The following is a 25,802-nucleotide window of genomic DNA, read 5'->3' as shown; positions in this document are numbered from 1 at the left end:
TGGTCAGTGGACTGTCAGTCCAGGCGGCATCACTGATTGAGAATGATCGCCGTGATCACACCGGTCGCGACGGCCGTCAGAACGTAGCGGCCATCCACATTCAACCAGCGATGCCCTTCCGGCGGCCGGGACAGGTGGTGTGCCTTCCAGTCACTTACCCAGTAACGCTTGTTGCCGTAATAATCGCGCGAGACGTGGTCGCCCCGCTTCCAGTGCTGGGGCCCAGCGGAATGATGCCCCGCACGGGCCTTACCGTGTCCTTGCGCTGCATGTTGCTGCTTGGCCTGGTGCTTCTGAACTTGCTGATTGCCTTGAGAGTGCTTGCGTTGCTGCTGATGCTGGCCTTGCCCACGATCATCACGATCATCAGGAGCCGCCTGCGCGACGGAGGCGCTCATTAGGGCAATCACCATGCTGCAGACTGTCAGGGTGCGGTTGCGCATCTTCGATCTCCTCGTCATGCCCGGGCACGTTCAACACCGGGAATTAGAAAACACTGTTCTCTAATTCTGATGACTTACGCTGCACTCTGCAAGTCTGCGCAGATTTCTTCACGTTTCCCGAAAATGTGACCGAAGTTGTCGCCAAGATACCCACAGATGTCGCGACTTACCGACAGAGGTACCACGCAACACGACGAGATCCTGTTACGGGTGCCATGTCAGAAGTGCGGTTCACGGCCCAAGCAGTATCTCTTCAATGGTGCCGCTCTGAATATCCGTCAGGACGAATCCGCTGCGAAGCTGGAGCCAGCGCTGACCTGCGCTAGGTTCGGGTAGCTGATGTCGCTGCCAGTCCTCCACCCAGAGCGCCTTGTCAGACGCCAAGGCATCGGGCAACTGACCGCCACGTCTGAGCAGAGGCCCAGGTGACGCTGCCTTCGCATCGGACTTTCCTGCCGGAGGAGTCTCCGGGGCGGCCTTGTCCGCAACGGCCTTGGTCGGGACAGCCTTGTCCGCAACCGCCTTGTCCGCCTGCGCTTCTGCAGCCTGGCGTTGTTTCTGAATCTGCTTCAGCTCATGCATCTGCTCGGCCTGAACGCGTTCAGCCTTGGCCTGCCCTTCTAGCGCTTCGTGCTTCTTCTTGAGCTGCTCTTCATGACTCTTGCCGTCATCCGCGGCCTCGGCCTGCACCACCGAGGCACCCAACAACGCCAACGCCAGAGTCAGCCCCGTCAATGACCACCTGTTCATGTCTTGTCTCCTCGTCAGGCTGTATGCCTCTGGCGCCCTGAGCCCGGCTCAGACAACCATGAGTGGTCCCGGGAAGCGATGTGTCAGGCCCCCTGTTCTCCCCTCTCAGCATAACGCGTCAGCAGCGCAATGTGCGGTCGGATAACTCTCATCGGAACGATCTTTTATATGCCTGACAAGCACTTGACGCCAGATATCGCCCACCTGACCCAGATGAGAGGTGATCCCCGGGATCTCGGCAACGTACTGCCGCCACTGTCTCGACTCACCCCGTGAGGCGGTCAGGGAGCCAAGGGTTGCCGTGTACGATGGCCTGCGCGCCTTCATGCGCCAGCGATGCCCGGCGCTCGTCGCTCGTCGCTCGTCGCTCGTCGCTGACCAGGATATTGGCAGCCCCTCTCCCGGACACAGGCGTGCGACCGGTTGCCCGGCCGCACGCCTTTCACTTCACCGCCTCAGCAGTGGGTTCGATCAGAAGCCTTCAAGCACGATCTTGCCCCTGGCCTTGCCGCTTTCCAGCAAGGCATGTGCGCGCTTGAGATTTTCGGCATTGATGGTGCCGAAGGTCTCCGTTGCCGTGGAGGTGATCTTGCCAGTGTCCAGCAGACCCGCCACCTTGGTGAGGATCTCGCCCTGACGCGCGATATCAGCGGTAGTGAACAGTGAGCGAGTGAACATCAGCTCCCAGTGGATGGACACGGCCTTGCCCTTGAACGGCACCACATCGAGGGTCTGCGGATCATCGATCATGCCGAAACGCCCCTGCGGCGCGATCAACTCAGCCACTTGCGGTGCGTAGTGCTCGGAGAAATTGGTCGAGAACACGAAGGCCGGTGCACCGATGCCCAATGCCTCGATCTGCGCCGGCAACGGCTGGCTGTGGTCGATGACGTGATGCGCGCCCAGCGACATGACCCACGCTTGGGTTTCTGGACGTGACGCGGTGGCAATGATGGTCAGATCCGTCAGTGCGCACAGCAGCTGGATGGTGATGGAGCCCACGCCACCGGCCCCGCCGATGATCAGGATGGCACGTGCAGCGCCGGGTACCGGCTCGGTGACACGCAGGCGATCGAAGAGCATCTCGAAGCCGGTCAGCGTGGTCAGCGGCAGCGCAGCCGCCTCATGGACCTCAACGGACCTGGGCGCATGGCCGACGATGCGCTCATCCACCAGATGGAATTCGCTGTTGGTACCGGCGCGGGTGATATCGCCGGCATACCAGACCTTGTCACCTGCGGCGAAGGAAGTGACCTTGTCACCGACGGCGACGACTTCCCCTACGGCGTCCCACCCGATGACGGCAGCTTCGCCTGCGGCCGGCTCGCGGCTTTCGCGGATCTTGTAGTCCACCGGGTTGACCGAGACAGCGGCAACCTTGACCAGCAGGTCGTGACCGGTGGCGACCGGTGTGTCCAATTCGATATCGACCAGGGCATCATCACGATCGATGGAACCGGCAGCGTAGTAACCAATGGCTTTCATCAAAGTCTCTCCTGAGATCATGTCAGTCACGGCAGCGCTAAATGGCTTTGCCGTGAAGCGATGACACCATGCTAACTCCATGGACTGAGCGTAAAAACGACCCATATCCGCAAAGTTAATCCGGATAAAGCGGATAATGAGCAGCGAGTTTGCGGGTTGCCTCCAGGGAGACGCCAGCGGGTCGTCGGCTACAGAGGCGAGAGGCAAGAGACGACAACGCAGGACGGTCATCAGACACGTCCTGCGTTGGGGAAATACGCTGACAGGCAAGACAGGGCGAAGGACTGGCCAGACAAGCCCTTCGCCTGCCGCAAGCAGAGCCTGTCAGTTGGCGGGTGTCAGCTTGAGCAGGTAGTAAGGCTTGTCGCTGCCATCGACACCCTGATTGAGCGCCGGGTGAGCATTCAGCTGATTGGTGGTGAGGTAGAGGCTGCCATCGGGCGCGAAGGCGAAGCCATCCGGCCAGCGCAGACGCTCGTCATCCTGGGCGATCACCGACATGCCCTCCGGCGATGAGAAGGTCAGTGCATTGTGCTCCGCGTCACCGGCGATGATGCCGCCACGACTGGCATCGAAGATGAAGCCATCATTGGGACGCTTGGTGGCGTAATGCGTGATGGCGCGCGACAGCTCCGCCTGTGTGGCGGTGTCATCGGCCAGCTCAGCCGCCGGCAGACGATAGATATCACTGCCATTCACGCCACCGAAATAGACGACGTCATCTGCCGGGTCGAAGGCGATGGCGTTCAATCCCAGGTACCAGGGCTTCGGCCCGCCACTCTGCTCTCCCTCGCCATCACCATCGCCCTTGGCCGCCATCAGACGCCCATTGATGACCATGTCATGCGCCACCGGCATCAGCCTTTCATCGCTCTGCAGCACACGGCGCGTCTTGCCACTGGCGATATCCACCACCACGAAGGCCGGTTTCATGTGGGAGGCGGGGGCAGTGAAGGTCATGTCCGCGATATAGATCTTGCCGCGCCTTTCATCGATGACGAAATCCTGCAGGAAGGAGATCGGCAGCACGCTGTCTCCCCCAAGCGGGATCACCTTCTTGAGCGAATCACTGCGGGTATCCCAGCCCACCAGCTTGGGCGCACTGTCCTGACTGCCCATGTCGAGCATCCACACCACGCCCTGACGGTCGGAATGTACGCCGATGATTGACGCGATGCCCACCTCGCCCTCTTCCGGACCATCGGCCCAATCCAGGGTCGGGAATGGCACACGCTTGCCGTCCTGAGTGATCTCGACCACGCGCAGCGCCGGAGCATCGAGTGGCTGCTGGGACATGATCAAGCGGCCTTCCGGCGTGAAGGTGATGTTGCCGGGGCGGGTGTCCGAATACTCGGCAAAGGTACTGAGGGTCGCGTGGCTCCAGGCACTGGCTGCGGCGCTCTGGTGGTTGTCGGCGGAGGCTTCAGCCGTTGTGGCATCAGCCTGCACGGCAGAGGCAGCGCTGACGCCCAGCGAGGCGATGAAGATGGCAGTCTTGAGGCGAAAAAACGGCATGGGGACTCCTTGCCCGCCGGTTGGCGCTGTGCGCCGGGCCGGCAGGATCGATGAAGATGAGGTAGAGAGACTGGACGATGACGTAGTCATCGCCCGGGGGTTGTAGAGATTCAGGTGCGACGAATCAGGCGCAAAGAATCAGGCGCGACGGCGCAGTTCATCTTCCAGTTCACTGAGACGCGGATTGCCGATGTAGAGCTGGGAGAGATCCTTGAGCGCCGCGGCGCCGATGAGCTGGCGAGCAAGCCTGTATTGCCTGCGTGGAATATCAGGACCACCTATCACCCGAAGGCCACACCTCAGGCGAAAGCCGTCATCTCTTGCAAGGTGAACTCAGTGACCGCGCCTTCTGTCGCTGCCACGTACTCTTCCAGATGCGGTGCCTGCATGTGCTGCTGCCACAGCTCACGCGAGACCCAGTTCTCGTGAAAGGTGAAATGTGCCGGATTCTCGTTGTTCTGATGCAGGGTGTAAGTGAGGCAGCCTTCTTCAGCGCGGGTGATCGGCACCAGCTTGAGAAGCGCCGCCTTGACCTTCTCGATCTGGTCCGGCTTGGCGTGGATATTGGCGATGATGGTCAACTGGGACATGGAAGGAACTCCGTGATGTCTCAGGAAGGCTTGAGTTGCTCAAGCGATGTGATCATCCTAGTCACAAGCCTTATCCGTATAAACATCCCCTTTTCGCAAAGATAATTCGGAAAAACCGCACAATGCTACTGGACAACATCGCGCTGTTTCTGACCATCGTCGAGAAAGGCAGCCTGACCGCCGCGGGGCGCGAGACGGGACTGTCGCCGACGACGGTATCGGAGCGTCTGGCTTCACTGGAGGCGCACTACGGGGTGGTGCTGCTCAACCGCACCACACGTGCCATCAGCCTGACCGAAGAGGGCCGCACGCTGATGGAAGAAGCCCGTGGTCTGCTCGACAGTGTCTCGGAGCTTGAGACCCGCATCCGCCTGGGTGCCCAGACACTCACCGGTCGAATTCGCATCAGCGCACCGAGCGATCTGGGTCGCAACGCCCTGTCACGCGCCATCACCGAATTTCAGCGTCAGCACCCCACCATCGAGATAGAGCTGCTGCTGTCGGACAGTTACATCGATATCGTCAGTCAGGGGATCGATCTTGCGCTGCGTTTCGGCACCATCATGGACAGCACGCTGCGCGTGCGGCATCTGGGCCAGAAACGTCGCCTGCTGTGTGCCTCTCCCGCCTATCTGGCGCAGCACCCCGCACCGCTGACGCCGGCCGATCTCAAGCACCACAACTGTCTGGTGATGCGCTTTGGCAAGAGCCTCGACAATGAATGGCACTTCGGCAACCACAAGGTGCCGCAGATCGTCACCGTCAGCGGCAATCGCATCGCCAATGATGGGGAACTGGTGCGCCAATGGTGTCTGGAAGGGTTTGGTATCGCCCTGAAATCGGAAGTCGACGTGGCGGACGACTTGCGCGAGGGTCGCCTCGTGGAGCTGCTGCCGGAGCACGCTGCTCCGCCCTCACCGCTTCAGCTGCTGTTCCCGCCCGCCCGCGCTCAGCCACGCCGCGTGCAGGCCTTCGCCCAGCATCTGGTCGAGTCCTTTTCGGACCACTGATCTGTCAATGCCCGTCCGGCTCGCCCATTCTCCTCATGACGTGCCGGGCAGAACGCACCTCTCGGCGAGAGACGACTCCTGCGCGGCCTTGGGGATCCCCCCACGAAAAAGCCCCCGTCAGCCTGAGGCTGACGGGGGCTGGGTGTCACATGACTCCCCCGAATCCAGGGGGATCAGATCACTTGAACTTGTCTTCGTAGCTGGACTTGGTGGACTTGGCAGAGCTGACCTTGTCACTTGCCTTGGTCTTGGCAGAGCTGGCCTTGTCACTTGCCTTGTGCTTGGCAGAGCTGACCTTGGAAGAGGCACTGTCAGTCCGGGAAGTCACCTTGGAACTGGCGTTGTCCTTGGCTGTGGTGTACTGGGACTTGGCACTGTCCTTCGCCGCATCAGTGTAGGAATTTGCCATTGCCACTGAGGAGCCAGCCATGCCCATTACCATGAGTGCTGCAATCGTCATCCTGCGCATCGTACCTACTCCTCTCTACTCGCGAATTGTCCCCTTCCTGACCTGAAGACCAGGGTCCAGGGAGACAGGGTGGTGGCACACTAACTCCTTGATATTTATGTTCGCAAGCCAGTCAGGCTCGCTTGACGAATGCTTGCATCTTGTCGAGGCGAGCGTATGAAACACGCGACGTCAGCGTCTGTTGACGCACACCAGAGGCACATCGCCTGCCGCGCCAGACGGGCGCGGATCTCAAGGAGCGTGCCCGGCATGCAAAGACCCCCTGCAACCGGAGGCTTCAGGGGGTCTTGTCAACAGCGGGCAACTGCCCGACTCAAACCGTGCCGAGCAAAAGCGTCATGCCATCAGTGGCGCTCGTTCTTGAGCACGTCTGCATAGTTCTTCTTCTGGTAGCGGGAATTGGTATCGCTCGCCTTGTTGCTCGCCTTGGACCTGGCATCGCTCACCTTGGACTTGGCATTGCTCGCCTTGGACTTGGCATCGTGGGCCTTGCTGGCAACGTGAGAGGACTTGTCAGCCACCTGCCCGGAAGCGGCCGCCTTGTGGGATTGGGCAGAGGTCCTGACGCTGTCCTTGTGCTGGGTGTACTGGGACTTGGCAGCGTGGCCATCATCAGTGCCGCGATCGTCAATGTGCGCATCGTGTCTACCTCATTGTCTTGCAGGAATACCGGCTCAAGAGGTCACACCTCAAGGCATACAATGAGTGCACACTAACGTGTTGATATTGCAGCCAGCAATTGCCCAACTGGGATATGACGATACCTTTCACGTTGCTCGCAGGCTGTAGCCAACTCGAGACGAGCGTGTCTCATCAGGCACCTGTCCCACCCTCGCCCGCCTCATGGCTTTACCCTGCTCCGCGATCCCCCAAAGCGGTAAAGATTCATCAGTGAATCATTGTCTTCATTTCATGGACGCTAACACCGGTCGACGTGTCGATCAGGCTTGACCCAGCGCCAGAAAAACATTGTTATTTACTTGAGAAGAAAATTAAGTCACTGACAGGAAATAACCGAATTGAAACCACGTCAGTGAATGAGGTTCTTCATATCACAACAAAAATGCCTTTCTGCCGACATCGGAGCCCAGAATGCCTCACGCGACCTGCACCTCAGACGATCACTTCATCCTCACCATCAGCTGCCCGGCGACGTCCGGCATCGTGGCGGCCATCACCACCTTCCTGACCACTCACGAGTGCTACATCAGTGAGCTGGCGCAGTACGATGATGAGGACAAGGGGCAGTTCTTCCTGCGCGCACGCTTCCGTTTCAACACGGGCATCGAAGGCGATATCGAGCGTATGCGTCAGGCCTTTGAAGATGTGGCGGCGCCCTTCGAGATGCAGTGGCAGATCCACGGTGGCAAGGACAAGATGCCGGTGCTGATCATGGTCTCCAAGTTCGACCATTGCCTGGATGATCTGCTCTACCACTATCGCAAGGGTGAGCTGGACATGCAGATCACCGCGGTCGTCTCCAACCACCTGGACCTGCGCCCGATGGTCGAGCGCGAAGGCATCCGCTTCGTCTACCTGCCGATCACCAAGGACACCAAGGCGCGCCAGGAAGCGGCCTTGATGGACATCGTCGAGGAAACCGGCACTCAACTGGTGGTACTGGCGCGCTACATGCAGATTCTCTCCGATGAGCTGTGCCAGAAGCTGGCCGGGCGCGCCATCAACATCCACCACTCCTTCCTGCCGGGCTTCAAGGGCGCCAAGCCCTACCACCAGGCACACGCCCGCGGGGTCAAGCTGATCGGTGCCACCGCCCACTACGTCACGGCAGACCTCGACGAAGGGCCGATCATCGATCAGGCCGTACAGCGGGTCGAGCACAACTTCGCCCCGGATGACCTGGTCGCCGCCGGCCGCAATACCGAGACCCAGGCGCTGACCAATGCCGTGCGCTATCACATCGAACACCGCGTCTTCCTCGCCAATGATCGCACCGTGATTTTCAAGTAAGGCGTCAAATAAGTCTTCAAACAAGGCGTCAAATAAGTCTTCAAACAAGGCGTCAAACAAGTCTTAAAGCAAGTCTTCAAGACAGACCACGTGTGAATCATCGGCCGTCACCCAAGGGAGGAAGCGCAGTCATGAATACCCAAGCGACACCCACCGCGAGCGCGGACGAGACACTCGCACAGCCCACCGCCGCCGTGATCGATGGCAAGGCCGCCTCGACGCGACTGCTGGAGGAAGTCACGGCAGAGGTCGCAAGCCTCGCGCAGCAAGGCGTGATACCGGGGCTTGCCGTCGTGCTGGTCGGCGAGGACCCGGCAAGTCAGGTGTATGTGCGCAACAAGCTCAAGCGTACCGTCGAGTGTGGCATGCAGTCCTTCGAGCACATCCTGCCCAGCGAGACCCGCGAGGCCGAGCTGCTGGCGCTGGTCGCCAGACTCAATGCCGACGCTGATGTGCATGGCATCCTCGTCCAGCTGCCGCTGCCGGCCCATATCCAGGAAGACGCGGTGCTGGAGGCCATCGACCCCGCCAAGGACGTCGACGGCTTCCATCGCATGAACGTCGGGGCGCTGGTCCAGGGCGCCGATGCCCTGGCGCCCTGCACGCCCACCGGCTGCATGCGCCTGCTGCGTGACACCTTTGCCGAGCGCGGTGGGGATCTCTCCGGGCTGCATGCGGTGATCATCGGGCGCTCCAACATCGTCGGCAAGCCGATGGCCAGCCTGCTGCTGGCCGCCAACTGCAGCGTCACCCAGCTGCACTCACGCAGCCAGAATCCCGCCGAACTCTGCCGCCAGGCCGATATCGTGGTGGCTGCCGTCGGTCGCCCGAACATGATCGGCGCTGACTGGATCAAGCCCGGCGCCGTGGTCATCGATGTGGGCATCAATCGCATCGCGCAGTCCGCCGAGCAAAGCCCTACCGGCAAGGCGCGCACGCGACTGGTCGGGGATGTGGACTTCGCTGCGGTCAGCAAGATCGCGGGCGCCATCACGCCTGTCCCCGGGGGCGTCGGCCCGATGACCATCGCCTGCCTGCTTGCCAACACCCTGACTGCCGCGCGTCGCCAGTCGGCCTGAACCACTAGAGGTACGCCTGCGCGTACCGGGAGTGAATGATGCCCTTTTCCCTGCTCAAGTACGGCCTGTCCTCCGAGTATCCGGCCGAAGTCGACCTCCCCCCGCCAACGGAGCTGAAGTCCCGCTACGACGTGGTCATCATCGGCGGCGGCGGGCACGGCCTGGCCACCGCCTACTATCTGGCCAAGTATCACGGCATCACCAATATCGCCGTGCTGGAAAAGGCCTACCTGGGCAGTGGCAACACCGCGCGCAACACCGCGGTGATTCGCTCCAACTACCTGACGCCGGAAGGCGTGCGCTTCTACAGCGAATCGGTGCGCATGTTCCAGGGACTGTCCAACGAGTTCGACTACAACATCATGTACTCGGAACGCGGCCAACTGACCCTCGCGCATACCGACTCCACTGTGCGGGCCTTCCGCCAGCGGGCCGAGGTCAACACCCACTTCGGTGGGCGCACCGAGATGCTGGATCGCCAGCAGATCCGCGAGCTGGTACCGAGCCTGAACCTGGACCCCGGCCACCTGCCGGTCATGGCGGGCCTGTGGCATATCGATGGCGCCACCGCGCGGCACGATGCCGTCGCCTGGGGCTATGCGAAGGAGGCCGCCAAGCGCGGCGTCGAGATCCACCAGCTCACCGAGGTGCAGGACCTCGTGGTCGAAGGCGGCAAGATCCGCGCGGTGAAGACCAATCGCGGCACCGTGCAGTGCGGCTGCGTGGTGCAGGCGGTGGCCGGGCACAGCTCAGTGCTCGCCAGCAAGGCCGGCTTCACCATGCCCATCATCAGCTATCCGCTGCAGGCGATGGTCACCCAGCCGTTCAAGCCGTTTCTCGATCCGCTGGTCAGCTCCTCGGCCATGCACTGCTACGTGCAGCAGACCAGCCGTGGCGAGGTGGTGTTCGGCGGTGGCTCCGACCCCTATCCGCTCTACAACACCCGCTCGACGCTGGACCTCAAGGAAAGCCTGATCGCGGCGGCGCTGGAGATGTTCCCCTTCCTGTCCCAGGCCCGCCTGATGCGCCAATGGGCGGGCACGACCGACATGACGCCGGACTACAGCCCGATCATGGGCGAGAGCCCCGTCGAGAATTACTACCTGGATGCCGGCTGGGGCACCTGGGGCTTCAAGGCAACGCCGATCTGCGGCAAGACCATGGCCGAGCTGGTCGCCTCCGGCGGCAAGACCCCTGACCTCATCGCCCCCTTCGCGCTGGAACGCTTCGCACGCTTCCGTCAGGTCAACGAGATGGGCGCGACTGCCGCCAGCCACTGACGCCTCGCGACGGCTCGACCTACAAGGCTCGACGACTGCCCGGGAATGCGCACCCCACGCTGGATGTACAAGAACAACGGTCAAGGATTTCCGCGATGAAGATCATGCCCTGCCCACTCAATGGGCCCCGAAATATCAGCGAATTCGTGTATGGCGGCGAGCTTGCCGACATGCCAGACCCCGATACCTGCAGTGATCGCGAGTGGGCCGACTACGTCTTCTTCAGCGACAACACCGCCGGTGTCGTCACCGAATGGTGGATGCACGCCGCCTCCAGCTACTGGTTCCTCGCCGAGCGTCACACCGTGACCGACGAGATCCTGCGCACCTTCGATCCCTCCGAGCGCTTCACCCAGCGCGTGGAGTTTCCACTGCACACTACGGACAGCTCGGGAGAACGCGCATGAACGCCAGAGTCCCCATGGCCCGAGGCGCACGTCTGCCAGCCCCGCTGGGCCGACTGATCGACCGTGACACGCCGGTGACCTTCAGCTTCGATGGTGTGAGCTACCAGGGCTTTGCCGGCGACACCATCGCCAGTGCCCTGGCCGCCAATGGCCGCTGGCTGCTGTCGCGCTCCTTCAAGTATCACCGCCCGCGCGGCGCTCTGACCTTTGCCGGCCAGGATGCCAACACCCTGGTGCAATTGCCGGATGAGCCCAACGTGCTGGGCGATGAGCGCCAGATCAGCCCGGGGCTCGAGGTCACTGCTCAGAACGTGAATGGCAGCCTGGACAATGACCGCGACATGCGGCTGGGCAAGTTCTCGAAATTCATGCCGGTGGGCTTCTATTACCGCGCCTTCTACAAGCCCAAGGGCGTCTGGAAGTACTGGGAGCCGCTGATTCGCCGCAAGGCCGGGCTCGGGACCCTGAATCTGGACGTGCGTGGCGACTATCACGACAAGGCCTATCTGTTCCACGACGTGGTGGTGGTGGGCGCCGGCCCGGCGGGCATGACGGCGGCGCTTGGGGCTGCCGAGGGTGGCGCCAACGTGCTGCTGGTCGAACAGGGCCGTCTGCTCGGCGGCGCCTTGACCTATGCGCGCTTCGACGCCGAAGGCCATGAGGCCAACCAGACACTGCAGACGCTGAGCGCGGCCGTCACGGCGCATCCGCGAATCGACGTGATGACCGAGGCGACCTGCAATGCCTGGTTCACCGACAACTACCTGCCGGTGATCCGCGGCAAGCGCCTCTACAAGGTGCGCGCCAAGGAATGCATTCTCGCCAGCGGCGCCTTCGATCAACCGGTGGTATTTCGCAACAACGACCTGCCGGGCATCATGCTCGCCAGTGCCGCCCAGCGCCTGATGCAGCACTATGGCGTGTTGCCGGGCAAGCAAGGCGTGGTGATCACCGGCAGCGATGATGGCTATCTGGCCGCGCTGGACCTGATGGAGCACGGCGTCAACATCGTCGCGCTGCTCGACATGCGCGCCCAGCCCGATGAGGCAAGCCTTGCCGATGCGGTGCGCCACTGCGGCATCGCCCTGAAGCTCGAGCACGCCATCTTCGAGGCGCAGGCGGAGAAGTCGCTGCATCACGTCACCGGCGTCGAGGTACGCAAGATCGTCGCGCGCGGCGAACTGGCCACCGAGGGAGAGGTGATCCCCTGTGATCTGGTCTGCATGACGGCGGGCTACATGCCGGTCTATCAGCTGGCCTGCCAGGCGGGTGCCAAGCTCTCCTATCTGGATGATGATGCGCGTTTCAGCCTCAGCGGCCTGCCGAAACATTTGCACATGGCAGGCTCCGCCAATGGCCTCTATCACCTCAAGGACGTGATCGCCGATGGTCAGCGTGCCACGAGCGCCGCCCTGAACGGGCTTGCCGCGGCAGGCAAGGTCGTGGATGCCACGCTTGAGGCGAATGAGCCTGCGGCCGTCACGCCGTCACGCCCCTTCCGTCAGCATGGCTGGCCGCTGTTCGCGCACCCCAAGGGCAAGGAGTTCGTCGATCTGGATGAAGACCTGCAGATTCGCGACATCCTCAATGCCACCCGCCATGGCTATCGCGACATCCAGCTGGTCAAGCGCTTCTCGACACTGGGCATGGGTCCGTCCCAGGGCCGTCACTCGGCACTGCCGGCCGCGCGTCTGGTCGCGGAGGCCACCCAGCGCACCGTCAGCGAGACCGGCGTGACCACCGCGCGCCCGCCCTTCGTGGCCGAACCGCTGCCGCTGCTGGCCGGTCGCAGCTTCGACCCCTACCGCCAGACACCGATGCATCAGCGCCATCTAGCTCTCGGTGCCAGCATGATGCCGGCCGGCCACTGGGCGCGCCCGGCCTTCTATGGCCGCCCCGAGCAGCGCAATGACGCCATGCAGACCGAGGCGCTGGCCGTGCGCAACGGCGTGGGCCTGATCGATGTCTCGACCCTCGGTGGCATCGAGCTGCGCGGGCCGGATGCCGCCGAGCTGCTCAACCGCCTCTACACCTTCGCCTTCCTCAAGCAGCCGGTGGGTCGCACACGTTACGCCACCATGGCCAACGAGCAAGGCGTGATCATCGACGATGGCGTCTCGTGCCGCCTCGGTGAGGAACACTTCTATGTCACCGCCACCACCAGCGGCGTGGACCGTGTCTACCAGCAGATGCTGAAGTGGAATGCCCAGTGGCGACTCGATGTCGATATCACCAACGTCACCGCCGCTTACTGCGCCGTCAATCTGGCCGGGCCCAAGGCCCGCGAGGTGCTGAGCAAGGTGTGTCGCGACATCGACCTGAGCCCCCAGGCCTTCCCCTATCTGGAGCTGCGCACCGGCCATCTCGAGACCGAATTGCTGGGCACGCAGGGCAGGATTCCCGCCCGCCTGCTGCGGGTCGGCTTCGTCGGTGAACTGGGCTACGAGATCCACGTGCCGAGCCGTTTCGGCGAAGCGCTGTGGGACCTGCTGATGCTGGCAGGCGAGCAGGCCGACATCCGCCCCTTCGGCGTCGAGGCCCAGCGTCTGCTGCGTCTCGAGAAAGGTCACATCATCATCGGTCAGGATACCGATGGCATGAGCCATCCCGGCGAGATCGGCCTTGAGTGGGCAGTCAGCCACAAGAAGCCCTTCTGTGTCGGCCGTCGTGCGATCGAGATTCTTGCCGCCCAGCCCCAGACCCGCAAGCTGGTCGGCTTCATGCTGCCCAAGGACAGCCCGCAACCGCTGGAAGGTCAACTGGTGCTCAGCGGCGGGGAGCAGAGCGCCGACGCCGCCAAGCCCGGTGGCGACATCACCGGCAACGTGACCTCGTGTGAATACAGCGCGACGTTGGGTGCCATCATCGGCCTGGCCTACGCCGGAATCGACAGCAGTACGCCCGGCAGCAAGATCACCATCCGCACCCAGGGCGACGTACTGGTCCAGGCCGAGGTCGTGGCCCTGCCCTTCTTTGATCCCAAGTCTGCCCGCCAGGAGCTGTGAAATGACGACATCAATGACGGACCACCTGGATGGCTCCACGGCGTTGGCGCGCTGTGCATTGCCGGCAAGCCTCACTGGCGCGTCGACAACCGACGCATCAAGTGACATGGCGACGGCCATCAGCCACTGCGCGCTCGCCGACATGAGCACCTTGGGACGCGCAGGTCTTCGCGGCCGCGAGGCCGCCGACTGGCTGGGCGCGCTGGGCTTCACGGTGCCGGATACGCCCAATACGGCAAGGCTCCAGACGGATGGCAGCTGGCTGGTCAGGCTGTCAGTGGGTGAGTTTCTGCAACTGACGCCGGCCATCACCCCCGATGCGGGCGTGGCCGAGCTGCCGCTCATCGCGCAGGCGGATGACGCACTGGCCCAGGGCAGGCGCGTGCATTCCCTGCCACGGCGGGATTCCCACGCCTGGTTCAGCCTGAGTGGCAGCAGCGTACCGACGCTGATGGCCAAGCTCTGCGGGGTGGACCTGCGCAGTGAGGCCTTCCCGCCCGGGAGCGTCGCGCAGACGTCAGTGGCACGCACCAACGCGATCATCGTCAACGTGGGAAGCCATCAGTGCCCCTGCTTCCACCTGCTGTTCGACATCGCCTCCAGCCACTATCAGTGGGGCGTCATGCTCGATGCCATGCACGAATACTCGGGGCAGACCGTGACAGCCGCTGCCCTGCTGGCCCATCATCACGGCTAGCGATTGCGACGCAACCTTGGCATCCGCTCGCGCATGCCTCTCACGTTGTCACCCGCTCCCCGTCGTCGTCTGAGTTCCAGGCAGCGACGGGGAGACTGCGTTTCACCTACGGCTCGCCATACGCAGCAAAAGGAACCAGGTATGCCCGATTCCCACGCCTCGCTCCCTTCCGGGCAGGAGGTCGTGACCGATGACCCATCGCTCTCGACCGCGCCTGCTCGCGAGAATGATTACACCGTGCCGGCACTGTTTCGCGGGCTGAGAATCCTCGAGATGTTCAGCAGCAGGCGCAAGGTGCTGACCACCAATGACTTCGCCGAGGAACTTGGCACCACCAATTCGGCCATCTATCGTATCGTCATCACCCTCACCGACATGGGCTATCTCAAGAAGATCGCTCGCAACACCTATGAACTGGGGCCACAGGTCATCTCGCTGGGCTTCAGCTATCTGGCCAGTCGTGACCTGGTCGAGGTAGTGGCACCCCACCTGGACACCCTGCGCGACCAGACCACCATGTCATGTCACCTGAGCGTGCGTGAGGGCACGGATGCAATCTATCTCTACCGCGCCTTCGCCGCACAGCGCATGTCGGTCAACATCCCCATCGGCTCCCGTCTGCCGTGTCATGTCAGCGCCATGGGGCGCATCCTGCTCACGGTGCTGGGCGAGGATGAACTGCAGCAGCTCTATCGTCAGATCCGTCTGGATGACTACCCACCGCCGGCGCCCCAGAACCTGCCGGCCTTGAAGGATGCCATCGAGGAGGCTCGCCGCCAGGGATGGGTGGAAAGTCGTTCCGACTACGCCACCGCCATCGCCACGGGGCTTTATGACCATACCGGTCATCTGGTGGGCGCCATCAATATCTCGGGCCCCGATGCGATGATGGCCGACGAGCGCCGGTGCCTGCTGTTGCGCGGCGCGTTGATGGACTGCGCCCGCCATATCAATCATGAGCTGGGTGGCCTGCACCGCCGCTGACAGGCAGTTTCCGTCTGGCCGCTGCTTGTTCTCCCGGGACGTCCATCATCCCTCTTGTTTCCCCCTCCTTTCCCTATCCCTTGCCCACCCTTTCCCCTTACGCTGCCCCTGGAACACGAGAAGGCCCGCCAATTGGCGGGCCTTCTCGTGTCACATGCTGGCGGGGCTCATCACATCAAACTCTGAGACTCCAGCACTTGGGGGGGGGCAGGCTCAACGCGCCGCCCCCTTGAGCACCGCAGCCGGGACTGCAGCGCTCGCCTTGCCGGCATGCCCGGACGCAGTGCCTTCTCCCTGTGACGGGGAGGACATGTTGACGAACTCCGGGTAGGCCCCCATGCCACATTCGTGCATGTCCATGCCTTCCAGTTCCTCTTCCTCGCTGACACGCAGGCCACCACAGACCTTCTTGATCACCAGCAGCGCCACCAAGCTTGCGCCGAACATCCAGGCGAAGATGATCAGCGTGCCCAGGATCTGGGTACCGAACGCGGCGTCCGGATTGGAGAACAGCACTGCCATGATGCCCCACAGGCCGGCGGAGCCGTGTACGGAGATGGCACCGACCGGGTCATCGATCTTGAGACGGTCCAGTCCCACCACCGACAGCACCACGATGATGCCGCCTACCGCACCGACCAGCACCGCAAGGCCGGCAGACGGCAGCAACGGCTCGGCGGTGATCGAGACCAGACCGGCCAGGGCACCGTTCATCACCATCGTCATGTCGGTCTTGCCGAACATGGCACGTGACAGCAGCGCCGCGGCCACCATCCCTGCCGAGGCCGCGGCATTGGTGTTGACGAAGATACGCGCCACGCTGTTGGCATCATCGAGACTGGCGATCTTGAGCATCGAGCCGCCATTGAAGCCGAACCAGCCCATCCACAGGATGAACATGCCCAGCATGGCGATCGGCAGATTGGCACCCGGAATGGCACGTACCTTGCCGTCCACGCCGTAGCGCCCCTTGCGCGGACCGACCAGCAGCACCGCCGCCAATGCCGCCGCCGCGCCCGCCATGTGCACGACCACCGAGCCTGCGAAGTCCTGATACCCCATCGCATTCAGGAAACCGCCGCCCCACTTCCAGTAGCCTTCCACCGGATAGATGACCGCGACCATCACCACCGCGAAGATCAGAAACGGCCACAGACGCATGCGTTCCGCCACGGCCCCCGAGACGATGGACATGGTCGCGGCGGCAAACACCGCCTGGAAGATGAAGTCCGCCATGCTGGAGTAATAGGCCGCCCCTTCGCCAGCACTGATGTCGCTGAGGGTATTGTCAGCGCCGAGCATGAACGACAGCCCCGGAATTACGCTGCTGATGGCATTGTCACCGGGATACATCACGTTGTAGCCCACCACCAGGAACACTAGACAGGCGATGCCGTAGAGCAGCGCATTCTTGGTCAGGATCTCGACGGTATTCTTGGAGCGCACCAGCCCGGATTCCAGCATCGCGAAGCCGCAGGCCATGAACATGACCAGCGCGGTACACATCAGGAAGTAGAACGTATCCAGCGCGTAGCTGAGTTGGAGCACATCGATATTCACCAGCGTTTCCCCTTTGTTGTTATTCGCAAGCGCTTTCGTCAGCGGCTTGCGATCCATGCCCTATCACGCCCTCGGTGCCGAGAGCTCTTTATCAAGAGCTCTTTATCAGGAGCTCTTAGCCAGAGCGGCTTGCCCGCAACGTGGCCTAGACCGCTGCCTGCGCCGTCGCTTCGGCCTTGGCCGCAACGCTTGCCTCGCGGGCTTCCAGCCACTCGAGCACGCTGGGCAGATAGCGCGTCAGCCCCTTGTAGTCGATCAGCTCCGCCGGCAGGGTCTTGAGCACCTTCAACAAGCGCGACTGCCAGACCGGGTTGGTACACAGGTCCTCGAGGCTGATCAGATAGGTGCGGATACCGAAGAACAGCGCATGACTGCGCGGCATGCGCACCAGCGTCTGCAGCTCGACGCGCAGATGCACATCACGACCGGCGTTTTCGGCGGTGATGGTGGTGCGATCACTGCCCCACTCGGCATAGGTCTCCGGGGAGCTGTCCATGCGCGGATGGATGGTCATGGTCCAGTTGAGGCGTCGCACCGGCCCGCCGACCTGGATGGCGCACAGGTATTTGAGCGCGCGATCGAACACGCCCATCTCATGCGCCAGCGGCACCGGACCATGCCACTGCTTGAAGCTCATGCCGGCATCGAAGGCCAGTGACCAGTCCGCCGGACAGGTGATCATGCCGGCGTCCATAAAGAGGTCACCGTCGCGCTGGTCGAGCAGCGCGATATCGCCCTGCATCTGACGGCCGATATAGTCCAGTGGCGGCAGTGGCAGGCTGGTGTCATCACCCATGCAAAAGGCCTGCTCCAGCCCCAGCAGATGGTTGCGCCACACGCAGTCATCGCCGTCGCGCTCGAAACTGAAGGCCTGCGGATAGTCCCGGGCGTAGTGCGTCATCACGAATTCGAGAAAGTCCCAGGCTGCCGGCTGCATGTGTGGCATCACCAGGCAGCGTCTGGGGTCCTTGGCCAGCACCCGCTCACGCTCGGCGATCTCGCTCAGATAGTGCTCATCGATATCCAGCATGTGCTCGGTGATGGAACCCGGCTTGCCCGGCAAGACATGCGGCTCGATATTGACCGAGTAACGGTACTCATCTTCCGGGAACGGGAAGGGAAAACGCTGGATGGCGTAGTCGGAATTCTTGAAGGTGAACTGACCATGGAACGCCTGGTCATCTCGCGGGGAAAATTGCATGTTCCTGCTCCTTGGGGGTCCATCTCGCGAAAGACGGTTTCAGAGATCCAGCACCAGCCGCTGGCTGCGTGCCCGGGAAACGCAGGGCATCACGCAGCGCTGACTGGCCCGCTCCTGTTCATCGAGGAAGGAGTCACGGTGTTCCGCCTCCCCCTCCAGCATCTCGACCCGACACTGTCCGCAGACGCCGCCACGACACAGGCTTGTGACCTCGACACCGCTGCGCTCCAGTGCTTCCAGCATCGATTCCTGAGCACCGACCGCCACTTCCACACCGCTGCCACGCGCCACGGCCATGAAGGGAGTCCCCGGCTCCGGGGCGGCAAAGACCTCGTGATGGATGCGCGCGAGACTCCAGTGCAGCTCGCGCGCCGCGTCCTTCACGGCATCGATCATGGCCTGCGGGCCGCAGAGATAGACGTGAGTGCCGGCGGGCTGACGCGCCAGCAGGGCCTTGAGATTCGGACGCTCGAGACGGTGCTGGGTGATGTTGCCACTCGCCAGATAGGGTGCGGCCTCCGGGAAGCGGGCGACATCGAGGTCCTGGCTGCGCAGGTGCAGCTCCCAGCTGGCGCCACGACTCTCCAGCTCCGGCAGGTAGGAGAGAAACGGCGTGATGCCGATGCCGCCTGCCAGCATCAGGTGGTGACGCGCCTGCCAGTGCGGCAGAAAGAGGTTGGCCGGCGGGCTGAGCTCCAGCTCGTCACCGACCTTGACGCGTGAATGGATGGCTTCGGAGCCCCCACGCGAGACCGGCTGACGACGCACCGCGATGCAGTACTGCGAGGGATCATCCGGCGGGCTGATCAATGAATAGGCGTTGCGACACACCCGCCCTTCTCCTGGAATGCCCAGCACCACATGACTGCCCGGTGAGAACAGCGTGAAGGGTGAGGCCTCATCGGCAGGCACCAGAGTGAGACGGCGCACGCTGCTGCTGAGCTGATCGACCGCGGCGACCCGCGCCTTCATGAAGCGAGACATGGTGCCACCTCCTCCTGTGGGGGAATCTCTCCCGGGGCTTCCGCATCGATTCGCACGCCCATGTAGGCGCCGAGACGCTTGGAAAAATGATCACGCACTTCCAGCATCAAACCACAGCCATCACAGGCCGCCGGTGAGTGGATGACGTGCTCACTGACCTGCTGACAGTGCACGCAGAACACATGCCGCCCCAGAGCAGCCACCGGCAGCATCACCATGTCATCCAGCAACAGACCCTGCTGCTGAGCCAGATTGGCGACCTGCCACACGAAATGCTCACTGCCGATGATGATCAGACATCCCGCCGCGCCTACCTCGCCGATGGCACCCGCCAGCGCATCGCAGGCCAGGGGGCGATCATCGACGTCGTACCAGCGATGCAGGCGGGCGCTGTCGGCGGGCCCCGTGGGCAACGCCTCTGTTGCCGGAGCGGATTGCACGGCGCCTCCCACCTCGCGGCTACCGAGCTGCCCCAGCAGCGTACTGATCAGCTGACAATGCATCTGCAGTTGCTGACGGGCGTTGCCCGCCGCCTCTCCAGTGCCTGGCAGGCTCTCGGGAGACTGGCATGCCACCAGATACCGTTGGGCATCGGGCAGCGCCTCGATGCGTGGATAGTGTTGCCGACTTCGAATCCCGGCAGTGACAGAGGATGATTGCGGGCTTTTCATGACACGACCCTGCTCTGAGAAATTGTCCTTGTTGTAATGCCGCCGTCTTGACGATGACGTGCATCCGACTACCACTCCATTTCTTGAGCATATTTCGTGCCATTGACGGCAAAATTATTACCCCGCATGCCCGGCAAAATCGTCTGAAAACCCCATTTCACATATGAACAATCAATAGAGGTATTCACGCACCAAAACAGAACACAAAGCTCATGAATATCGGCTTGAATTCACCATTATTGCCCTGACCCAACCTCACCTCATAAGCCAATCGCTACGCCTGACATATTTCTCATTTAATGTCTTCAAGATGCTGAAAGAATGGAAAAATTTATCTTTGGAGAATCACGATCTCGCAATCGACACGACACTACGCGCTTCTCCACCGTCAGCATTCTGATGCACTTTCGCTTGCATGATATTGGCCTTTTTCCTTGATTGTACTCACCACCAAAGAAAGCGCCTCACCGAAGGGTGAGGCGCTTTGATAACTCAATATCGTCAGGTCATATTTTTCTACATCAACCGGAGCAGAGTTCTTGTCATTGCGACATTTTGCCTGGACAACATTGCGGCGATCTTGCTGACAAAAGGCTTCGCAGCTTTGCCATGACAATCATGCGCAATGGCAGCCATGCACGATCGCTCTCATGCGCAATGGCACACGCACGATAGAGATCGTGCCATCAGTAACCGCCCTGGCCCGGCACCCAGTTGGTGCCCGCCAGCGGCACCCGGGCCATGGCCGCAGCTTCCACGTTCAGGGCGACCAGGTCTTCCGGTTCCAGATGATGCAGGTGTGACTTGCCACAGGCACGTGCCAGGGTCTGGGCTTCCAGCGTCAGCACGCGCAGGTAGTTGGCCAGACGCTTGCCGGCCGCGACCGGGTCCAGTCGCTGGCTCAGCTCCGGGTCCTGGGTGGAGATACCGGCCGGACACTTGCCATCCTGGAAGTCGTCATAGAAACCGGCGGCGGACCCCAGCTTCTGATACTCCTCGGCGTAGCGCGGATGGTTGTCGCCCAGCGCGATCAAGGCGGCGGTACCGATGGCCACGGCGTCGGCACCCAGCGCGATCGCCTTGGCGACATCGGCGCCGTTGCGAATCCCGCCGGAGACGATCAGCTGCACTTCACGATGCAGGCCCATCTCCTGCAGTGCCTGAGTGGCCTGGGGGATGGCGGCCATGGTCGGGATGCCGACGTGTTCGATGAAGACATCCTGGGTGGCGGCGGTGCCGCCCTGCATGCCATCCAGCACGATGACATCCGCGCCTGCCTTCACCGCCAGCTTGACGTCGTAGTAGGTGCGGGTCGCGCCGATCTTGACGTAGATCGGCACCTGCCAGTCGGTGATCTCGCGCAGCTCGGCAATCTTGATCGCCAGGTCATCTGGGCCGGTCCAGTCCGGGTGGCGACAGGCGCTGCGCTGGTCGATGCCCTGTGGCAAGGTGCGCATGCCCGCGACCCGCTCGGAAATCTTCTGGCCCAGCAGCATGCCGCCACCGCCGGGCTTGGCGCCCTGGCCGAGCACGACTTCAATTGCATCGGCCTTGCGCAGGTCGTCCGGGTTCATGCCGTAGCGCGACGGCAGGTACTGATAGACGAGGCGCGAGGACTGGCCGCGCTCTTCCGGGGTCATACCGCCATCGCCGGTAGTGGTGGAGGTGCCGATTTCCGAGGCGCCACGCCCCAGGGCTTCCTTGGCCTGGGCGGACAGGGCCCCGAAGCTCATGCCGGCGATGGTGACCGGCGTGCTGATCACCACCGGCTTCTTGGCATGGCGCGTGCCGAGCACGACTTCGGTCTCGCACTTCTCGCGATAGCCTTCCAGCGGATAGCGCGACATGCTGGCGCCGAGGAACAGCAGGTCATCGAAATGCGGCACCTTGCGCTTGGCGCCCCAGCCACGGATATCGTAGATTCCCGTCTCCGCCGCGCGCTGGATCTCATGGATGACATCGCGGCCGAAGGTGGCGGATTCCCGCAGTGCCGGGTTGTAAGGCTGTGTTTGAGTTTCGTCAGTCATGTTGGGCATCCTGATCAGTAGGCTGAGGCGTTGTCGACCTTGAAGTGATAGAGCTGACGCGCAGATCCATAACGCGTGAAGCTGGCCGGGTCTTCATCGATTCCGGCACTCGCCAGCAACTCCGCCAGTTCTTCCAGGTGCTCGGCACGCATGTCCTTGGCGATGCAGTCCGCGCCCAGCGATGCGACCGTGCCCTTCACGTAGAGTCGCGCTTCATAGAGCGAATCGCCGAGGCCTTCACCGGCGTCGCCGCAGACCACCATGCGTCCCGCCTGGCCCATGAAGGCACTCATGGCCCCGATGTTGCCCTTGACGACGATATCGACGCCCTTCATCGAGATGCCGCAGCGCGCCGAGGCGTTGCCTTCGATGATCAGCAGGCCGCCGTGGGCGGTCGCGCCCGCGGACTGGGAAGCATCGCCCTTGACCCGCACGCAGCCGGACATCATGTTTTCCGCCACCCCCACCCCGGTATTGCCGTGGATGGTGATGCTGGCCTTCTGATTCATGCCCGCGCAGTAGTAGCCCGCGTGGCCATCGATATCGACACTGATGTCATCATTGATACCGCAGGCGATGTTGTGGGCGCCGTCGGAGTTGACCACTCGCCACTCGCGCGCGTCCTTCAGGGTATCGGCATCGTGCAGGGCCTGGTTCAATTCGCGCAGCCCATCAACGGCCAGATCGTGAGTCTTCATCATTACGCGGCCTCCGAACGGGCGGTGTCTTTTTCCCACAGATACAGGCGGCCGGGTTCCGGCTCCCACACGCGGGCATCCTTGATGCCCGGCAGACTGGCCAGGGCGCGGTATTCCGAGGCCATGGCCACGTAGTCATCGGTCTCGGCGATCACGGCAGGCTTGCAGGCGATCGGATCACGTACCACGGCGAAGCCATCACGCGTGCCAATGGTGAAGGTGAAGAAGCCATCAAGGTCCTTCAGGGCGCCGGTGATTGCGGCTTCCAGACTGTCGCCCTGCTCCAGACGCCAGGTCAGGTAGCCGGCGGCGACTTCGGAATCGTTGTCGGTCTCGAAGCTGATGCCTTCACGCTTGAGCTTGGTGCGCAGCCAGTTGTGGTTGGACAGCGAGCCGTTGTGGACCAGGCACAGGTCACGCCCGGTGGAGAACGGGTGGCTGCCCTGCAGGGTCACGGCGCTTTCGGTCGCCATGCGGGTATGGCCGATGATGTGGCTGCCCTGCATGCCCTTGAGGCCATAGAGGCTGGCGATATGGGCCGGCAGGCCCACCGCCTTGAGGATCTCGATGCTCTGCCCCACGCTCAGCACGCGAATCTGCGGGGCGCTGTCGGCAAGCCAGCCGCGCACGGCACTTTCTTCTCCGGCGATCTTGAATACCGCGACACTGGCATTGCTGAACCAGTCCGCCACCGTGCCGACCTGCTCGCCCAGGCCCTTGGCGATCGCCTCCCAATCCTCATCGGCACCATCGCTTTGCAGCGTCAGTTTGATGCCAGCGTCAAATTCGTCGCCATAGATGGCGAAGCCGGCGCTGTCCGGGCCGCGATCGGTCATCGCGATCAACATCGGCTCGAACAGCTCCCCCAGGCGCGATTCCAGCGCCGGGTTCTTGAGATAAAGCCCTACGATTCCACACATGGTGATGTCCTCTCACGGGCAGGAGGCGTCTCCTGCCTGATGTCTTGAACGTGGTGGTGACAGTGGCGACCCTCGTCTGGCATGACCCGCGAGATCCGCGAGCGCCGCCGGATGAGATCAGAAGAATTCGGCGTAGCGCTGGACTTCCCAGGCACTGACCTGTGCGTTGTAATCCAGCCATTCCTCGCGCTTGAGGCGCATGAACTCGGCGCAGATTCCCTCGCCCAGGCTCTCGCGCAGAATGCTGTCCGCCTCGAGCGCATCGATGGCCAGGGCCAGATTCTGCGGCAGCGTCTCGATGCCCTTCTCGGCGCACTCGCTCGGGGTCAGCGAGTAGAGATTGATGTTGTGGGGCGTGCCCGGGTCCAGCTTGCGCGCCACGCCATCCAGCCCCGCCGCGATGATGGCGGCGTGCACGAGATAGGGGTTGCAGCCGGCGTCCGGCAGGCGGAACTCGAGGCGACCGTAAGGCACACGCACCATGGCCGAGCGGTTGTTGTCCCCGTAGGCGATGAAGACCGGCGCCCAGGTCGCGCCGCTGGTGCTGCCACCCCCGACCAGACGCTTGTAGGAATTGACGGTCGGCGCGGCAAAGGCACACAGCGCCGGGGCATGCGCCAGCAGACCACCGAGGAAGTGGTACGCCAGCGACGACAGGCCCATGCCCTGGGCGTCGGAATTATCGCCGAACAGGTTGCGTCCGGTGTCATCACATACGGACAGGTGGAAGTGCATGCCATTGCCCGGGCGGTCCGCCAGCGGCTTGGGCATGAAGGAGCACACCATGCCCAGGTCATTGGCGATCTCGCCGGCGGCCATGCGCACGAAGGTGAAGCGGTCTGCCGAGGTCAGCGCATCGCTGTAGGTGTAGTTGATCTCGAACTGGCCGTTGGCGTCCTCGTGATCGATCTGGTAGACGTCGAAGTCCACCGCCTGCAGCGATTCGACCAGACGTTCGAGGAATTCACGCGAACGCGACAGGCCCTTGTAGTCGTAGCAGGGCTTGGCGAGGGTATCGCTCTCGTCCACCGGCAACAGCTCACCCGCTTCCCCCCGGCGGAACAGCGAGAATTCCGGCTCCAGCCCGCTATTGAGCGTCCAGCCCTTCTCCTTCAGGCGCTCCAGCTGCTTGAGCAGCACCACGCGGCTGTCGTTGGCGAACGGTTGCCCATTGACGTAGCCATCACAGGCCATGCGCGCATAACCCGGCTGCCACGGCACCAGCGACAACGAGCTCAGATCACCCCGCGCCATGAAGTCCGGCCCCTCCGGCGACATGCCGAGACCACTGACGGCGAAGCCGGCAAAGCCGGCGCCCTTCTCGACCACATCCATCAGGCAATTGGCCGGCACGGACTTGGTCTTGGCGGCGCCGTGAATATCCACGAACTGCGCCAGCAGATAGCGAATGTCGTGATCCTTGATGAACTGTTGCGCGTTTTCGGGTGACATCTGGGTTTCCTCTGAGAGCGGACCGGGTTCCATCTCCCTCGACACTGTCTGCCACCCCGGGAAACCTGACCCCTTGTGGTGACTCGCCACGTCAAGATAGCGGATGAAACGAGTTTTTGTGATTCCTGCTGGTCAACTTTATTTCCCCCAAAGAAAAGCATGCAGCATGCCATTTCGCCAGCTGCTGCCCAGAACTTTTCATCAACTTCCTGTTTTGCATGGAAATTTATTTTCCAAGCTCGTTTTACCCCACAGGAAATGCCAAGTGATCCTGAGTGAATTCCTGCTCGTTTCTCGAAATAGGCATCATTTCGGTGCCCAAAGCCCTCTCTTCGCACCAGCATGACGCAAAACGCTAATATTCACGCCCGAATTCGTGCTGCCAATCGGCGCCTGACTCGCTCAAGGGCTGCCGTGGCCATGGCCTTTGACGGAATTGGCAAGCCCCTTGCTTAACCATGAGGAATGTTTCTTTCCTTTCAAGAATCGACACTCATGCGATCAGGCAAGGCAAGCAGCAGGCACAAGCCCTTGTGAAGCGCCTGAAGAGGCGCCTGAAGAGGCAACAGAACAACAACACCTCCTGCGGCGAATGCGCGTCTTG

The 25,802-nt window shown here is 62.4% G+C and carries 24 protein-coding genes; 8 read left to right on the top strand and 16 right to left on the bottom strand.

From position 1 onward, the window contains the following. Nucleotides 1-29: 29 nt before the first annotated feature. From BOH68_RS06940 to BOH68_RS06915, 6 genes are all read right to left on the bottom strand, one after another. Nucleotides 30-443 (bottom strand): RcnB family protein, encoded by a 414-nt coding sequence (locus tag BOH68_RS06940; protein ID WP_170877439.1) that lies wholly within the window; start codon nucleotides 441-443, stop codon nucleotides 30-32. A gap of 231 nt (nucleotides 444-674) precedes the next feature. After that, nucleotides 675-1,193 carry an RcnB family protein gene (locus BOH68_RS06935; RefSeq protein WP_077377043.1) on the bottom strand — a complete coding sequence of 173 codons (519 nt, stop codon included), beginning with the start codon at nucleotides 1,191-1,193 and terminating at the stop codon, nucleotides 675-677. Nucleotides 1,194-1,664: 471 nt separating this feature from the next. After that, complete coding sequence (locus BOH68_RS06930; RefSeq protein ID WP_077377046.1) at nucleotides 1,665-2,678, bottom strand: zinc-binding alcohol dehydrogenase family protein; 1,014 nt, start codon at nucleotides 2,676-2,678, stop codon at nucleotides 1,665-1,667. 324 nt (nucleotides 2,679-3,002) lie between these two features. Continuing rightward, entirely contained in the window at nucleotides 3,003-4,193 is a 1,191-nt protein-coding gene (locus tag BOH68_RS06925) for an L-dopachrome tautomerase-related protein (RefSeq protein ID WP_170877440.1), read from the bottom strand. Between the two features lie 138 nt (nucleotides 4,194-4,331). Further along, complete coding sequence (locus tag BOH68_RS06920) at nucleotides 4,332-4,478, bottom strand: hypothetical protein (RefSeq protein ID WP_181013924.1); 147 nt, start codon at nucleotides 4,476-4,478, stop codon at nucleotides 4,332-4,334. A gap of 14 nt (nucleotides 4,479-4,492) precedes the next feature. Then, nucleotides 4,493-4,783 carry a putative quinol monooxygenase gene (locus BOH68_RS06915; protein ID WP_024952318.1) on the bottom strand — a complete coding sequence of 97 codons (291 nt, stop codon included), beginning with the start codon at nucleotides 4,781-4,783 and terminating at the stop codon, nucleotides 4,493-4,495. A 122-nt stretch (nucleotides 4,784-4,905) separates the two neighbouring features. On the opposite strand from BOH68_RS06915, the gene BOH68_RS06910 reads away from it, so the two are divergent. Next, entirely contained in the window at nucleotides 4,906-5,793 is an 888-nt protein-coding gene (locus BOH68_RS06910) for a LysR family transcriptional regulator (RefSeq protein ID WP_077377052.1), read from the top strand. 178 nt (nucleotides 5,794-5,971) lie between these two features. On the opposite strand, the gene BOH68_RS06905 is transcribed toward BOH68_RS06910, so the two are convergent. Next, nucleotides 5,972-6,223: a hypothetical protein gene (locus BOH68_RS06905; protein ID WP_139345466.1), complete on the bottom strand. Its 252-nt coding sequence runs from the start codon at nucleotides 6,221-6,223 to the stop codon at nucleotides 5,972-5,974. Between the two features lie 383 nt (nucleotides 6,224-6,606). After that, nucleotides 6,607-6,783 carry a hypothetical protein gene (locus BOH68_RS06900; RefSeq protein WP_170877441.1) on the bottom strand — a complete coding sequence of 59 codons (177 nt, stop codon included), beginning with the start codon at nucleotides 6,781-6,783 and terminating at the stop codon, nucleotides 6,607-6,609. A gap of 571 nt (nucleotides 6,784-7,354) precedes the next feature. On the opposite strand from BOH68_RS06900, the gene purU reads away from it, so the two are divergent. The 7 genes from purU (at nucleotide 7,355) to BOH68_RS06865 (ending at nucleotide 15,685) form a co-directional block, all read left to right on the top strand. Then, nucleotides 7,355-8,233 (top strand): formyltetrahydrofolate deformylase, encoded by an 879-nt coding sequence (purU, locus tag BOH68_RS06895; protein ID WP_077377058.1) that lies wholly within the window; start codon nucleotides 7,355-7,357, stop codon nucleotides 8,231-8,233. Nucleotides 8,234-8,364: 131 nt separating this feature from the next. Further along, nucleotides 8,365-9,312: a bifunctional methylenetetrahydrofolate dehydrogenase/methenyltetrahydrofolate cyclohydrolase FolD gene (gene folD / locus BOH68_RS06890; protein ID WP_077377061.1), complete on the top strand. Its 948-nt coding sequence runs from the start codon at nucleotides 8,365-8,367 to the stop codon at nucleotides 9,310-9,312. 38 nt (nucleotides 9,313-9,350) lie between these two features. After that, nucleotides 9,351-10,592: an FAD-dependent oxidoreductase gene (locus BOH68_RS06885; RefSeq protein ID WP_077377063.1), complete on the top strand. Its 1,242-nt coding sequence runs from the start codon at nucleotides 9,351-9,353 to the stop codon at nucleotides 10,590-10,592. A gap of 95 nt (nucleotides 10,593-10,687) precedes the next feature. Further along, a complete protein-coding gene (locus tag BOH68_RS06880; protein WP_054555966.1) occupies nucleotides 10,688-10,999 on the top strand; it encodes a sarcosine oxidase subunit delta in 312 nt (103 codons plus the stop codon). Continuing rightward, nucleotides 10,996-14,004: a 2Fe-2S iron-sulfur cluster-binding protein gene (locus BOH68_RS06875; RefSeq protein WP_258038284.1), complete on the top strand. Its 3,009-nt coding sequence runs from the start codon at nucleotides 10,996-10,998 to the stop codon at nucleotides 14,002-14,004. The genes BOH68_RS06880 and BOH68_RS06875 overlap by 4 nt, the downstream gene beginning before the upstream one ends. A 1-nt stretch (nucleotide 14,005) precedes the next feature. After that, nucleotides 14,006-14,701: an aminomethyltransferase family protein gene (locus tag BOH68_RS06870; RefSeq protein WP_219815822.1), complete on the top strand. Its 696-nt coding sequence runs from the start codon at nucleotides 14,006-14,008 to the stop codon at nucleotides 14,699-14,701. Nucleotides 14,702-14,842: 141 nt separating this feature from the next. Next, complete coding sequence (locus tag BOH68_RS06865) at nucleotides 14,843-15,685, top strand: IclR family transcriptional regulator (protein WP_077377066.1); 843 nt, start codon at nucleotides 14,843-14,845, stop codon at nucleotides 15,683-15,685. A 213-nt stretch (nucleotides 15,686-15,898) separates the two neighbouring features. Here the strand turns inward: BOH68_RS06865 and amt are convergent, their stop codons facing one another. From amt to glnT, 8 genes are all read right to left on the bottom strand, one after another. Further along, nucleotides 15,899-17,245 carry an ammonium transporter gene (amt, locus tag BOH68_RS06860; protein ID WP_219815823.1) on the bottom strand — a complete coding sequence of 449 codons (1,347 nt, stop codon included), beginning with the start codon at nucleotides 17,243-17,245 and terminating at the stop codon, nucleotides 15,899-15,901. A 145-nt stretch (nucleotides 17,246-17,390) separates the two neighbouring features. Then, nucleotides 17,391-18,446 carry a heme-dependent oxidative N-demethylase family protein gene (locus BOH68_RS06855; protein WP_077377072.1) on the bottom strand — a complete coding sequence of 352 codons (1,056 nt, stop codon included), beginning with the start codon at nucleotides 18,444-18,446 and terminating at the stop codon, nucleotides 17,391-17,393. A gap of 39 nt (nucleotides 18,447-18,485) precedes the next feature. Continuing rightward, on the bottom strand, nucleotides 18,486-19,430 hold the full coding sequence (locus tag BOH68_RS06850) for a PDR/VanB family oxidoreductase (RefSeq protein ID WP_077377075.1): 945 nt from the start codon (nucleotides 19,428-19,430) through the stop codon (nucleotides 18,486-18,488). Continuing rightward, nucleotides 19,415-20,101: a dimethylamine monooxygenase subunit DmmA family protein gene (locus BOH68_RS06845; protein WP_139345467.1), complete on the bottom strand. Its 687-nt coding sequence runs from the start codon at nucleotides 20,099-20,101 to the stop codon at nucleotides 19,415-19,417. Before BOH68_RS06845 ends, BOH68_RS06850 begins: the two co-directional genes overlap by 16 nt. Before the next feature lie 686 nt (nucleotides 20,102-20,787). Next, nucleotides 20,788-22,128, bottom strand: a complete 1,341-nt coding sequence (locus BOH68_RS06840; RefSeq protein ID WP_077377081.1) for an FMN-binding glutamate synthase family protein — start codon at nucleotides 22,126-22,128, stop codon at nucleotides 20,788-20,790. Between the two features lie 14 nt (nucleotides 22,129-22,142). Beyond that, complete coding sequence (locus BOH68_RS06835) at nucleotides 22,143-22,829, bottom strand: GltB/FmdC/FwdC-like GXGXG domain-containing protein (RefSeq protein ID WP_258038285.1); 687 nt, start codon at nucleotides 22,827-22,829, stop codon at nucleotides 22,143-22,145. Further along, nucleotides 22,829-23,746 carry a class II glutamine amidotransferase gene (locus tag BOH68_RS06830; protein ID WP_077377084.1) on the bottom strand — a complete coding sequence of 306 codons (918 nt, stop codon included), beginning with the start codon at nucleotides 23,744-23,746 and terminating at the stop codon, nucleotides 22,829-22,831. The genes BOH68_RS06835 and BOH68_RS06830 overlap by 1 nt, the downstream gene beginning before the upstream one ends. Before the next feature lie 117 nt (nucleotides 23,747-23,863). Further along, the gene (gene glnT, locus BOH68_RS06825; protein ID WP_077377087.1) at nucleotides 23,864-25,198 is read right to left on the bottom strand and encodes a type III glutamate--ammonia ligase; all 1,335 of its coding nucleotides are present in this window, start codon (nucleotides 25,196-25,198) and stop codon (nucleotides 23,864-23,866) included. Between the last annotated feature and the right edge of the window lie 604 nt (nucleotides 25,199-25,802).

The organism is Cobetia sp. MM1IDA2H-1, from assembly GCF_002916775.2.
GTDB classification, from domain to species: Bacteria; Pseudomonadota; Gammaproteobacteria; order Pseudomonadales; family Halomonadaceae; genus Cobetia; species Cobetia marina.
Note: the sequence above shows the minus strand (reverse complement) of the source record. Positions and strands in the feature narration are given on the sequence as shown.